This is a genomic window from Celeribacter neptunius (genome assembly GCF_900113955.1).
GTDB classification, from domain to species: Bacteria; Pseudomonadota; Alphaproteobacteria; order Rhodobacterales; family Rhodobacteraceae; genus Celeribacter; species Celeribacter neptunius.
In genome coordinates, this window is the sequence record NZ_FORH01000002.1 from 495635 (window position 1) to 508469 (window position 12835).

The window sequence follows — 12835 nt, forward strand, 5'->3', positions numbered from 1 at the left end:
GACTGTCATGAATATTCAAACCCAAGAGAAGCCCCAAACCCAAGTCGATGAAACCGTGATGGCCAATGCCATCCGGGTGCTCTCGATGGATGCGATCGAGGCCGCCAATTCCGGCCATCCCGGCGCGCCGATGGGATTGGCCGATGTCGCCACCGTGCTGTTCAACCGCTTTCTCACCCTTGACCCGAAAAATCCCGATTGGCCGGACCGCGACCGGTTCGTGATGTCGGCGGGTCATGGTTCGATGCTGGTCTATGCCATCCATCACCTGCTGGGCTATGAGGACATGGACGCCGATCAGCTCCGGAATTTCCGCCAGATGGGCTCGCGTACCGCCGGTCACCCGGAATATGGCCACGCGATGGGCATCGAGACCACCACCGGCCCTCTGGGGCAAGGTGTGGCCACCTCGGTCGGCATGGCGCTGGCCGAACGGATGCTGAACGCGCGCTTCGGGGATGATCTCGTCGATCACTACACCTATGTGCTGGCGGGCGACGGCTGCCTGATGGAGGGCATCAGCCACGAAGCCATCGACATGGCGGGTCATATGGGGCTCGGGCGGCTCATTTTGTTCTGGGATGACAACCGCATCACCATCGACGGCGCCACCGATCTCTCGACCTCGATGGATCAGGGCAAACGCTTCGAGGCGGCGGGCTGGCATGTGCAGGCGATCGACGGCCACGACACTGACGCCATCGCCAAGGCGATCGAGGCCGCGCGCGCCGACAAGCGCCCGTCGATGATCGCTTGCCGCACGGTGATCGGCAAGGGCGCGCCGAACAAGGCCGGCAGCCACAAGGTCCATGGCGCACCTTTGGGCGCGGATGAAATTGCCGCCACCCGTGAGGCACTGAACTGGCCGCACGCGCCTTTCGAAGTCCCTGGAGAGGTGCGCGACGCCTGGCGCCAGATCGCCCAGCGCGGCGCCGAGGCTCAGACCGCCTGGCGCAAACGCAAGGCGGTACATGCCAAGGCCGAGGCCTTTGATATCGCCCATGCCGCCCCCGACGCGGTGGCGCTCAACGCCGCGATGACAGCCTATAAGCACAAGCTGAGCGCGGATCTGCCCAAGGTGGCGACCCGCAAAGCCTCTGAGATGGCTCTGGAAGTGGTCAATGGCACATTGCCGAACATGGCCGGCGGCTCCGCCGATCTCACCGGCTCGAACAACACCAAGACCTCCGCCATGCGTCCGGTGAGCCGTGACGATTATTCCGGCGATTACATCCATTACGGCATTCGCGAACATGGTATGGCGGCGGCGATGAACGGCATCGCGCTTCATCGCGGGCTGATCCCCTATGGCGGTACATTTCTGGCTTTCGCAGATTATTGCCGCCCGGCGATCCGGCTTTCGGCGCTGATGAACGTGCCCGTCACCTATGTCATGACCCATGACTCGATCGGTCTTGGCGAAGACGGGCCGACGCATCAGCCGGTGGAAACCGTGGCCTCTCTGCGTGCCATGCCAAATCTCACAGTGATCCGCCCGATGGATGCGGTGGAGACCGCCGAGGCCTGGCAGATCGCCGCCACCTCGGCGGGCACGCCTACCCTTCTCGTCCTGTCGCGCCAGAACCTGCCCTGCCTGCGCACCCGCCACACCGATCAGAACCTCACGGCCAAGGGTGCCTATGTGATCTATGAGCCCGAAGGCGGGCGCGACGTGACGCTCATCGGCACCGGCTCCGAGGTCGAGATCGCGATGGAAGCCTCGAAAATGCTGGCCTCCGAGGGCATCCGCGCCGCGGTGATCTCCGCACCCAGTTTCGAGCTTTTCGCCCAGCAGGACCCGGAGTATCGCGCCGCCATCCGCGGCTGTGCCCCGCGCGTCGGAATCGAAGCCGCGGTGCGTCAGGGCTGGTGCGTCTTTCTGGAGCGCTCCGACGGCTTCGTCGGCATGACCGGCTTTGGCGCCTCTGCCCCCGCCCCCGAGCTTTACCGCCATTTCAACATCACGCCTGAGGCCGTTGTCGCCTCGGCCAAACGTCAGATCTCTGACCAGAATTAAGGGAAACAACCATGAGCACCAAAGTCGCCATCAACGGGTTCGGACGGATCGGCCGCAACGTGCTGCGCGCCATCGCGGAATCCGGTCGCAACGACATCGAAGTGGTCGCGATCAACGATCTCGGCCCGGTCGAGACCAATGCCCATCTGCTGCAATTCGACTCCGTCCATGGCCGGTTCCCGCAAGAGGTCAAGGTCAAGGGCAACGCGATCGACATCGGCAACGGTCCGATCGAAGTCACCGCCGAACGCGATCCCGCCAACCTGCCCTGGCAGGGCGTCGACATCGCGCTGGAATGCACCGGGATTTTCACCGCCCGCGACAAGGCGGCGCTGCATCTCGAGAACGGTTCCAAGCGGGTGTTGGTCTCTGCGCCTGCGAGTGGCGCCGACAAGACCGTGGTCTTCGGCGTCAACCACCGCGAGCTGCAAAGCGATCATCTGGTGGTCTCCAACGCGTCCTGCACCACGAATTGCCTGTCGCCGGTGGCCAAGACGCTCAATGACGCGGTGGGGATTGCGAAAGGTTTCATGACCACGATCCACAGCTACACCGGCGATCAACCGACGCTCGACACGATGCATTCGGATCTCTACCGGGCCCGGGCCGCCGCGCAGTCGATGATCCCGACCTCGACCGGGGCTGCGAAAGCCGTGGGGCTGGTGCTGCCGGAACTCAATGGCCGGCTCGACGGTGTCGCGATCCGCGTGCCGACCCCGAATGTCTCGGTCGTCGATCTGGTGTTCGAGGCCAGCCGCGACACCACCGTGGAAGAGATCAACGACGCCATTCGCAACGCCGCAGACGGGCCGCTCTCGGGCATCCTCGGCTATACCGAGCGGGCCAATGTCTCGATCGATTTCAACCACGATCCGCACAGCTCCGTGTTCCATATGGACCAGACCAAGGTGATGGAGGGCCGGATGGTCCGCATCCTGAGCTGGTACGACAATGAATGGGGCTTTTCCAATCGCATGGCCGACACCGCCGTCGCCATGGGCGCGCTCATCTGACAACTCATTTCGGAGGAAGACCAATGGCTCTCATCACCCTCAGACAATTGCTCGATCACGCCGCCGAACAGGGCTATGGCGTGCCGGCCTTCAACATCAACAACATGGAACAGGGTCTGGCGATCCTGCGCGCGGCTGAGCGCTGTGACGCGCCGGTGATCCTTCAGGCCTCGCGCGGTGCACGTTCCTATGCCGGCGACATCATGCTGCGCCATATGGTCGAGGCGCTCTCGGAAATGTATCCGCAGATCCCGGTGGTGATGCATCAGGACCATGGCAACAATGACGCCACCTGCCTCTCGGCCATCCGTCACGGTTTCACCTCGGTGATGATGGACGGTTCGCTCGAGGAGGATATGAAGACCCCCGCCAGCTACGATTACAATGTCGAGATCACCGCCCGCGTGACAAGGGCCGCGCACGCGGTTGGTGCCTCCGTCGAAGGGGAGCTCGGTGTCCTTGGCTCCCTGGAGACGGGGGAGGCTGCGGCCGAGGACGGCTCCGGCGCCGAGGGCAAGCTCAGCCACGACCAGCTCCTGACCGACCCGGATGAGGCGGTGGATTTCGTCTCGCGCACCAAATGCGACGCGCTGGCCATCGCCTGCGGCACTTCGCACGGCGCCTACAAGTTCACCCGCAAACCCGATGGCGACATCCTCTCGATGGCGACCATCGCGGCCATTCACGAGAAACTGCCGAACACGCATCTCGTCATGCACGGCTCCTCCTCGGTGCCGCAATATCTCCAGGACCTGATCAACGCCAATGGCGGCGACATGCCCCAGACCTATGGCGTGCCGGTCGAGGAGATCGAAAAGGGCATCAGGATGGGCGTGCGCAAGGTCAATATCGACACCGATTGCCGCATGGCGATGACCGGGCAGTTCCGCAAGGTCGCCAAGGACAAGCCCGCCGAATTCGACCCGCGCAAATTCATGATCCCGGCGATGGACGAGTTGGAAGCGCTCTGCCGCGACCGGTTCGAACGCTTCGGCACCGCCGGACAGGCCGGAAAGATCACCGCCATTTCCATGGATGACATGGCCAAGCGCTACGCAAGCGGCGCGCTTGACCCGCAAATCGCGCAAACGCTTGCCGCCGAATAATGACCCCCAACCGGAGGATTTCAAAATGGACCAGTCAAACCGCTACGCCCGCCTTGATCTGAAGGAAGAAGACCTGATCGCAGGCGGTGGTCACGTGCTCGTGGCCTATCACATGAAACCGAAAGAGGGCTTTGGCGATTATCTCGCCACCGCCGCGCATTTCGCCGCCGAAAGCTCCACCGGCACCAATGTCGAGGTCTCGACCACCGACGATTTCACCCGTGGCGTCGATGCGCTGGTCTATGAGATCGATCCCGCCAAAGAGCTGATGAAAATCGCCTACCCGGTCGATCTCTTCGATCGCAATATCATCGACGGCCGGGCGATGCTTTGTTCTTTCCTGACGCTCACCATCGGCAACAACCAGGGCATGGGCGATGTGGAATATGCCAAGATGCATGATTTCTACGTGCCCCCGGCCTATCTGCGGCTGTTCGACGGGCCGTCGACCACCATCGCCGACATGTGGCGCGTGCTGGACCGTCCGCATGTCGATGGCGGCTTCGTCGTCGGCACGATCATCAAGCCGAAACTCGGGTTGCGGCCGCAGCCCTTTGCCGATGCCTGCTATGATTTCTGGCTCGGCGGCGATTTCATCAAGAACGATGAGCCGCAGGGCAATCAGGTGTTCTCGCCGCTGCGCGAGACCATCCCGCTGGTCGCCGACGCGATGAAACGCGCACAGGACGAGACCGGTCAGGCCAAGCTCTTTTCCGCCAATATCACCGCCGACGATCATTACGAGATGCTGGCCCGCGCCGAGTTTATCCTCGAGACCTTCGGCGAGAATGCCGATCACGTTGCCTTTCTGGTCGATGGCTATGTCACCGGTCCGGCGGCGATCACCACCGCGCGCCGCGCCTTCCCGCGCCAATACCTGCATTACCACCGTGCCGGGCACGGGGCCGTCACCAGCCCGCAGGCGAAACGCGGCTATACGGCCTTTGTGCTGTCGAAAATGGCGCGTCTTCAGGGCGCCTCCGGCATCCATGTCGGCACCATGGGCTTTGGCAAGATGGAGGGCGAGAACAGCGACCGCAACATCGCCTATATGATCACCGAGGACAGCGCCGACGGGCCCTATTACCATCAGGAATGGCACGGCATGGCGCCGACCACGCCGATCATTTCGGGCGGCATGAACGCGCTTCGCATGCCCGGGTTCTTCGAGAATCTCGGCCATTCCAATCTGGTGATGACCGCCGGCGGTGGCTCTTTCGGCCATATCGACGGCGCGGCGGCGGGCGCGATCTCGCTGCGTCAGGCCGAGACCTGCTGGAAACAGGGCGCCGACCCGGTCGAGTTCGCCAAGGAGCACAAGGAATTCGCCCGCGCTTTCGAGAGCTTCCCGGGCGATGCCGACAAGCTCTATCCTGGCTGGCGCGAAGCGCTCAGGATCAATTCCGCAGCCTGATCCGAGGCCTAAACCCTCTTCTCCCAGTGCGGTGCGGCGCTCCCGTCGCACCGCGCGCTTATCCTCAGAAGATCACAGGAGCTTCTCATGCTTGATCGTACCGTCAAAATCGCCCCTTCGATCCTCTCGGCCGACTTTGCCGATTTCGGTCGCGAAATTCAGGCCATCGAGGCCCAGGGCGCCGATTGGGTCCATGTCGATGTCATGGACGGGCATTTCGTGCCGAACCTGACCTTTGGCCCGCCCGCGGTGAAAGCCTTTCGTCCGCATGTGAAAACTGTGATGGATGTGCATCTGATGATCTCACCGGTCGATGCCTATATCGACGCCTATGCCGAGGCCGGTGCCGACATCCTGACGGCGCATCTCGAGGCCGGACCGCACAGCCACCGCACGCTGCAGGCCATTCGCGGCGCCGGCATGAAAGCCGGTCTGGCGCTCAACCCGGGCACGCCGGCAGAAGCGGTCGAGCATCTGTTGGATCTCACCGATCTGATCTGTGTGATGACCGTGAACCCCGGGTTCGGCGGGCAGAAGTTCATCGACATGACCGACAAGATCCGCAAGCTGAGCGCGATGATCGGCGACCGTCCGGTGCATATCGAAATTGACGGCGGCGTCGATCCCTCGACCGCGCCGCTGGTGGTCGAAGCCGGTGCCGATGTGCTGGTCGCGGGCTCTGCCGTGTTCCGTGGCGGTTCGGTGGACAAAGCGGAGGTCTATGGCGAGAATATCGCGGCGATCCGAAGCGCGGCCACCGGGGCCAGCGCAGCCGCTTGAAGGATTTCTCCCCCCATGCCCACTCAAATGCCCAGTCAGATGTCCAGCCAGATGACCCGCATTCTCTTTGATCTCGACGGGACGCTGATCGACAGCGCCCCCGACATTCACGCCATGGCCAACACGCTTCTCGCGCGCGAGGACAAGGACCCGATCAGCCTCGATGAGGCACGCGGCTTTGTCGGCAATGGCGCCAAGGTCTTTGTCACCCGCATGTGCGCAGCGCGAAGCATCAAGACCTCCGAGGAACCGCGGCTGCACAAAGATTTTCTGGCGCTCTACGAGACGGCGGTGGAGCTGACCGTGCCCTACCCCGGCGCGATCGAGGCGCTCACCGCGCTGAAAGCCGCCGGGCATCGGCTCGGTGTCGCCACCAACAAACCCGAAAGCCCGGCCCGCGCCGTCTTGGAGCATCTGAACATGACCTCCTTCTTCGAGGTGATCTTGGGCGGCGACAGCTGTGCCACGCACAAGCCCGACCCGCTGATGCTGCACGAGGGGTTCAAACGCCTGGGAGACGGCCCCGCGCTCTTTGTCGGCGACAGCGAGATCGACGCGGCAGCCGCGAAAAACGCAAATACCCCCTTCCTGCTCTACACCGAGGGCTATCGCAAAGCGCCCGCCGAGAGCCTTGGCGCGGCGGCGATCTTCTCCGATTTCGCCACCCTGCCCGAGCATGTGACACAGATATTGGAAAGCACCGGATGACGCTCAAAGCCCTGATTTTCGACGTGGATGGCACGCTGGCCGAGACCGAAGAGGTGCATCGGCAAGCGTTCAACGAGACCTTTGCCGAGGCCGGTCTCGACTGGAGTTGGTCCCGCGACGATTACGCCTGGCTGTTGAAAACCACCGGCGGCAAGGAGCGGATGAAAGCCTATCGCGCGCATCTTGGCCTCAGCCGGCCCTCCGACGCCGAAATCGCGGCGCTGCACAAGGTGAAGACCGCGCGCTATGCCGAGATCATCGCCCGTGGCGAGATCGCGCTCCGCCCCGGCGTGGCCGAGCTGATCGCCGCGGCGCGGGCCAAGGGCCTCAAGCTCGCGGTGGCCACCACCACCAACCGGCCCAATGTCGACGCGCTCGCTCAGGCCTGTTGGGGCAGACACGCCGAGGAGGTGTTCGACGTGATCGCCGCCGGCGACGAGGTGGACCGCAAGAAACCCGCACCCGATGTCTTTACCCTCGCGCTGATGCGGCTAAGCCTGCCGGCGCATGAGTGCCTCGCTTTCGAGGACAGCCGCAATGGCGTTTTCTCGGCCCAGGCCGCCGGGCTGCGCGTGGTGGTGACCCCGTCCGCCTATACCGGGTGTGAGGATTTCTCCATGGCCGAGAAGATCATGCCGGCGCTGGATTTGAGCCTACTTGAGGAGAAGGTGCCAAGTCGCACCTCTGCCTGAGCCGCTATCAGCCAGACAGATCCCCCAGATAGATCAGCCCAGATAAACCGTGCCCGCCGGGTAGGAAATCCGCTTGGTGCGGCGCGTGGCGAGCAGGAAACCCAGCGTCAGCGGGCCGACCCGACCGACGAACATGATGAACATGACGACGATCCGCCCCACCGTGTCGAAATCGCCGGTGACGCCGCGCGACGTGCCGACCGTCGCAAAGGCCGAAACCGTCTCGAAGGCCAGATCGAGGAATGCGCCCTCGTGGAACAAGAGCATGGCGAAGAGCGAGAGAAGGATCAGAAACAGGCTGACCATGGTCAGCGCCAGCACTTTCATCACCTGATCGGTGCCGAGCCGGCGCCCGAAGACATCGATATTCTGATGCCGACGGAAAAACGCGATGGTGGCCAGCAGGAGCACGATGAAGGTGGTGACCTTGATGCCGCCGCCGGTCGAGGTCGACCCCGCCCCGATCACCATCAGCACCATCAGCATCAGCGTGGTGGCATCGTTGAGCCCGGCGAGATCGATGGTGTTGAAGCCTGCGGTGCGGGTCGAGGCGGCCTGAAACCAGCTGGCCCAGAGCTTGGCCGGCCAGTGAAGCGGCCCCAGAGTCGCCGGATTGCCCCATTCCATCGCCGCGAAGGCCAGTGTCGGCAGGATCAGCAGCAGCGCCGTGCCCAGAAGCATCAGCTTGGTATGCAGGGAAAACCGCCGCCATGTCTTATGCCGCCAGACATCGGAGGCGACGGTGAACCCGATACCGCCCAAGATGAACAGCAGCGGAATGGTGAGATTGATCAGCGGATCGCCGACCCAGCGGCTCAGACTGTCGGGAAACAGCGCGAAACCGGCATTGTTGAAAGCCGAGACGGAATGGAAGATCGCATCCCAGATCCCCTGCCCCCATCCGAATTCCGGCACGAACACCAGCGCCAGAAGGACGGCGCCAATCAGTTCGAACAGCAGGACGACGCGCAAGATCATCCGCGTCAGTTTCAAGAGATCCGTGGCCGAGGTCTGATTGAGATCCTCGCGCAGGTAGAGGTGATGGGTAAAGCCCACGGGCAGACCCAGCATCGACAAGATCAGCACGGCAAAGCTCATCAGCCCCAAGCCACCCAATTGAATCAACAGGGTGAGGATGAGCTGGCCGAAAAAGGTAAACCCCGCGCCGGTATCGACAACCGCCAACCCTGTGACAGTGACGGCAGAGGTGGCGGTGAAGGCGGCATCCGACCAGGTGATCGGCGCGGTCGTGGCCCAGGGCAGTTTCAGGGCGAGAATGCCCATGAGGATCAGCCCGGCATAGATCAGCACCAGCACCAGAGGTGGCGGCAGATGCGAGACATTGCGTTTCGAGGCCCTGAGCAGCACCGTCACTGCCTCGCCCGGAGATCATCCCCGTAACGCCGCAGATCGGGCCGCTTGCCCAGAAGCAACAGCTTGTCGCCCTCCTTGAGGCGAAGCTCGCCATTTTCGCAGGACAGGAACTGGCTCTCGCGCATCGCGCCCAGCGCCCGCAGTTCGTAGGTCTCGGCCAGGCTCATCTCCTTGATCGACACACCGTCGAGAAGCGCCGGCACTTTCAGATCGACCACGTGATAGCCATTGCCGAGGCTGACATAGTCGCGGATCAGCGGATTGTGCAGCATCTGGCCGATATGTTGCCCGATCTCCTGTTCCGGCAGGATCACCCGGTCGGCACCGAGCTTGCTCAGAATGCGGTGATGGGTCTTGTTCAGCGCCTTGACCCAGATGGTTTCAACGCCCAACATTTTGACATGCATGGTACAGAGGATATTGGCCTCGAGATCCTCGCCGATGGCGATCACCGCCACATCGTAATTGCCGACCCCGGCCTCTTTCAGCGCCGCCTCATCCTTGCCATCGGCGATCACCGCCTCGGTGAGCACATCGGCCAGACGGGTGACATTGCGTTCATCCGTGTCGATGCCCAGAACGGGATTTCCGAACCGTGCCAGCTCACTGGCGACGGTGCTGCCAAAGGTGCCAAGGCCGATCACGGCGAAGCTGCGATTTTTCAAGGATCAATGCTTTCGGCTGTTTCTCCCCCGAGCAAAACCGCATTTCAGCCGGGGAATCAATCGTCTCATCGCGGAAATCCGGGGGAGCAGCCTCTCGCCGCGACCTCTGATGCCGCCCTCGGCCAAGACCCGCGCCTTCCACGGACAGTTCCGTGAGACCAGGGGGAATTGATCCACAATTCGGAAACATTCCCCGCGATTGCCGCATTTTCGCCTCGAATTGAAGACAAAACCAAAGCCATTAATATGGTTAAGGTCGCTTAAGGTTGCTCATGACACGCCCCGTGAAACTTATTGTACAAATCCCGGCTTTGAACGAAGAAGAAACAATCGCCGAAGCGATCCGCGCCATTCCGCGCGACGTCCCCGGTATCGAACGGGTCGAAATCCTGGTGATCGATGACGGGTCCACCGACCGCACCGTCGAGGTGGCGCGCGGGGCCGGCGCCGATCATATTCTGCGCATGCCGTCGAATGTCGGGCTGGCCCGGGCCTTTTCCGCCGGCATCGAAGAGGCTCTGGCGCTCGGAGCCGATATCATCGTCAACACCGATGCCGACAATCAATATTGTGCCGATGACATCCCGGCGCTGATCTCGCCGATCCTCGAGCGCCGTGCCCAGATCGTCGTCGGGGCGCGACCGATCACCGAGATCGAGAGCTTCTCGCCGCTCAAGAAAGCGCTGCAACGGCTCGGCAGCTGGGTGGTGCGTCAGGCGAGCGAAACCGATATCCCCGATGCCCCCTCGGGCTTTCGGGCCTATGCCCGCGACGCGGCGGCGCGTCTTTGTGTCATCAACACCTATACCTATACGCTCGAAACCATCATTCAGGCCGGGCGCAAACGCATTCCCATGACCTCCGTGCCGGTGCGGGTGAACGAGGTGACGCGGCCCTCGCGCCTGTTCAAGGGCATCCGCGAATATGTCATGCGCTCGGCCAAGACGATCCTGCGGGTCTTCGTGATCTACGCGCCCATTCGCTTCTTCTTTTCTCTGGCAGCGATCTTTGCCATCCCCGCGGTGATCGCGATCGCCCGGTTCCTGGTCTATTACCTCGTCGGCAACGGCAGCGGGCATGTCCAGTCGCTGGTCCTCGCCGCAGCGCTGATGGCGATGGCCACCGTGCTGTTCGCCGTCGGCATCCTGGCTGACATGATCGCCGCGAACCGCAGCCTGCTCGAGGATATCCGGGCACGCGACCTGTTGCGGGCCGAGCGTCCGGCCGCGGCCGAGGTGCTGCCGATGAAAACCAGAAAGATCGCCGATGTTTCGTAGTGATGTCGCAGACCGCGCCCCGGGCGGGGCCTCCGTTTTCGCCTGGCTGTCCGCGACTGCCACCGCCCGATACGCCGTATTTCTCGGCTTTGCCGTCCTGCTCTTCCTGAGCTGGGGACGCAATGTCAACTGGGACGAATTCTATTTCCTGAGCCACGTGCATGCCTTTCTCGACGGTCGGCTCGACCGGCCCTTGCAGACGGTTTACGTCCATGCCTTTGGCTGGCTCGCCACTATACCCGGCCATGAAATGGGACAGATCGTGATCGCCCGGCTGGTGATGACCGGCCTGCTGGCCGTCACCTGTCTGTCCATCTTCCGCATGGCCACCGCTCTGGCCGATCGGCGCGCCGCCTGGATCGCGCTCGTCGCTTTCCTGAGTTCCGGTTTCACCCTCGCCCATGGCACAAGCTTTCGTGCCGACCCGATCGCGGCCGCGGGGCTGATGGCGGCGCTCGCCATCCTGTTCACGGCACGCCTGTCGGTGGGGCAGATCCTCGCCGTCGCCGTGCTGAGCGCTTTTGCCCTGCTGGTGACGATCAAGGCCGTCCTCTATTTTCCGGCCTATCTTGCGGTGCTGATCTGGCGCTGGCGGGAGCCCGGCCTGCCGCTGCGCATCCTCACGGCCTGGCTGCTCGGGCTGGCGATCGCTGCGGCGCTTTTTGCCCTGCATTCCGCCGGGATCGAGGCCCCCGCCGACAAGACCGCGATGAGCAATGCGCAGGGCGCGCTGCATACGACGCTTCTTCAAAGCGGGCTGTTTCCGCGCGGGCGGGACGCGCTGCTTTGGGCCTTGCTCAGTTCCGGCACGCTCGCGCTCGCCTGGTTCGGCGTGAGCCGCGCCGGGGCCCGGTTGGGATGGCTGCTCCTGGCCTTTGCCGCGCCACTGATCCTGTCGATCGTCTTCTACCGCAATGCCTTTCCCTATTTCTTCCCTTTCATCACCCCGCCGCTGATGATCGCCGCCGCGGTGGGCGCCGCCCGGCTCGGCTCCGGCCCGGCGCTCGGGGCGCTCATGGCCCTGATGCTGGCCAGCGGCAGCGTGCAGGCCATTGCCGCCGCCTCGGAAAGCGCCGAGACGCAACGGGCGACTTTGGCCGAGATCCATCGCCTGTTCCCAGAGCCGGTGCCCTATATCGACCAGAATGCCATGGTCGCCAGCTTCCCACGCCAGAGCTTCTTCATGTCGACCTGGGGCATCCTGAAATATCGCGCAGCAGGCCAGCCGGTGATGGCGGATCTCATTGCAGAGACCCAGCCGCCGCTCCTGCTTACCAATCGCTGGACCTTGGATCAGGCGATGACGGCACCGGAGATCACGGACAGCGCATTGTCGCTCCTGCCGCCGGATCAGAGCGTGTTGCGACAGAGCTATGTGCATTACTCCGGGGCGATCTGGCTCGCCGGCCAAACCGTGACACTGGGAGAGAGCGCGCATGAGCTCGACCTGCCGGTGCATGGCCGCTACCGGGTGATTGCGGACACTCCCGTGCGCCTGGCGGGAGAAACGGTGCAGCCGGAAGACACCGTGGAGCTCACCGGGCCGGTGATGCTCACTGGCCCCGCCGGCGGCAAGGTAACGCTGATCTGGGACACCACGGCGCCACAACGGCCCGGCGCCCTGCCCCAGCGCGCCCTCTACGCGGGGTTCTGGCAGCTGCCGTTCTGAAACAAGGCGTGGCCGGCGGCAAGGACCCGGGCCTTTCGTTCAGGCCTGCTGTGCGGGGGGCGCGACCCTTGCCATAGCGGGCCATTCCGAGCCGGCGGAATTGATCCCGGTCCTTCCCCT

11 protein-coding genes are annotated in these 12835 nt (G+C 63.4%); 9 read left to right on the plus strand and 2 right to left on the minus strand.

What is annotated here, in order from left to right; translation table 11 throughout:
- Positions 1-7 precede the first annotated feature (7 nt).
- The 7 genes from tkt to BM151_RS08545 all read left to right on the plus strand — a co-directional run bounded on the left by tkt (position 8) and on the right by BM151_RS08545 (position 7730).
- Positions 8-2017, plus strand: a complete 2010-nt coding sequence (gene tkt / locus BM151_RS08515) for a transketolase (RefSeq protein ID WP_090059995.1) — start codon at positions 8-10, stop codon at positions 2015-2017.
- Between the two features lie 11 nt (positions 2018-2028).
- Positions 2029-3030, plus strand: a complete 1002-nt coding sequence (gene gap, locus BM151_RS08520) for a type I glyceraldehyde-3-phosphate dehydrogenase (protein WP_090059997.1) — start codon at positions 2029-2031, stop codon at positions 3028-3030.
- A 23-nt stretch (positions 3031-3053) separates the two neighbouring features.
- Positions 3054-4136 (plus strand): class II fructose-bisphosphate aldolase, encoded by a 1083-nt coding sequence (gene fba, locus BM151_RS08525; RefSeq protein ID WP_090059998.1) that lies wholly within the window; start codon positions 3054-3056, stop codon positions 4134-4136.
- A 25-nt stretch (positions 4137-4161) separates the two neighbouring features.
- Positions 4162-5550, plus strand: a complete 1389-nt coding sequence (locus BM151_RS08530; protein ID WP_090060133.1) for a ribulose-bisphosphate carboxylase — start codon at positions 4162-4164, stop codon at positions 5548-5550.
- Between the two features lie 87 nt (positions 5551-5637).
- On the plus strand, positions 5638-6330 hold the full coding sequence (rpe, locus tag BM151_RS08535; RefSeq protein ID WP_090060000.1) for a ribulose-phosphate 3-epimerase: 693 nt from the start codon (positions 5638-5640) through the stop codon (positions 6328-6330).
- A 15-nt stretch (positions 6331-6345) separates the two neighbouring features.
- Entirely contained in the window at positions 6346-7038 is a 693-nt protein-coding gene (gene gph / locus BM151_RS08540; RefSeq protein ID WP_245781147.1) for a phosphoglycolate phosphatase, read from the plus strand.
- Positions 7035-7730 (plus strand): HAD family hydrolase, encoded by a 696-nt coding sequence (locus tag BM151_RS08545; RefSeq protein WP_090060001.1) that lies wholly within the window; start codon positions 7035-7037, stop codon positions 7728-7730. Before gph ends, BM151_RS08545 begins: the two co-directional genes overlap by 4 nt.
- 33 nt (positions 7731-7763) lie before the next feature.
- On the opposite strand, the gene BM151_RS08550 is transcribed toward BM151_RS08545, so the two are convergent.
- Positions 7764-9104 carry a TrkH family potassium uptake protein gene (locus BM151_RS08550; protein ID WP_245781148.1) on the minus strand — a complete coding sequence of 447 codons (1341 nt, stop codon included), beginning with the start codon at positions 9102-9104 and terminating at the stop codon, positions 7764-7766.
- Positions 9101-9769: a potassium channel family protein gene (locus BM151_RS08555; protein WP_245781149.1), complete on the minus strand. Its 669-nt coding sequence runs from the start codon at positions 9767-9769 to the stop codon at positions 9101-9103. The genes BM151_RS08550 and BM151_RS08555 overlap by 4 nt, the downstream gene beginning before the upstream one ends.
- Before the next feature lie 284 nt (positions 9770-10053).
- On the opposite strand from BM151_RS08555, the gene BM151_RS08560 reads away from it, so the two are divergent.
- Positions 10054-11046 carry a glycosyltransferase family 2 protein gene (locus BM151_RS08560; protein WP_090060003.1) on the plus strand — a complete coding sequence of 331 codons (993 nt, stop codon included), beginning with the start codon at positions 10054-10056 and terminating at the stop codon, positions 11044-11046.
- Positions 11036-12715, plus strand: a complete 1680-nt coding sequence (locus BM151_RS08565; protein ID WP_090060004.1) for a hypothetical protein — start codon at positions 11036-11038, stop codon at positions 12713-12715. The genes BM151_RS08560 and BM151_RS08565 overlap by 11 nt, the downstream gene beginning before the upstream one ends.
- Positions 12716-12835 lie beyond the last annotated feature (120 nt).

Bases quoted from the DNA above. Each gene is read 5' to 3' on its own strand.
- BM151_RS08545 (WP_090060001.1), top strand. From the start codon at position 7,035: ATGACGCTCAAAGCCCTGATTTTCGACGTGGATGGCACGCTGGCCGAG.
- rpe (WP_090060000.1), top strand. From the start codon at position 5,638: ATGCTTGATCGTACCGTCAAAATCGCCCCTTCGATCCTCTCGGCCGAC.
- fba (WP_090059998.1), top strand. From the start codon at position 3,054: ATGGCTCTCATCACCCTCAGACAATTGCTCGATCACGCCGCCGAACAG.
- BM151_RS08565 (WP_090060004.1), top strand. From the start codon at position 11,036: ATGTTTCGTAGTGATGTCGCAGACCGCGCCCCGGGCGGGGCCTCCGTT.
- tkt (WP_090059995.1), top strand. From the start codon at position 8: ATGAATATTCAAACCCAAGAGAAGCCCCAAACCCAAGTCGATGAAACC.
- BM151_RS08530 (WP_090060133.1), top strand. From the start codon at position 4,162: ATGGACCAGTCAAACCGCTACGCCCGCCTTGATCTGAAGGAAGAAGAC.
- gph (WP_245781147.1), top strand. From the start codon at position 6,346: ATGCCCACTCAAATGCCCAGTCAGATGTCCAGCCAGATGACCCGCATT.
- gap (WP_090059997.1), top strand. From the start codon at position 2,029: ATGAGCACCAAAGTCGCCATCAACGGGTTCGGACGGATCGGCCGCAAC.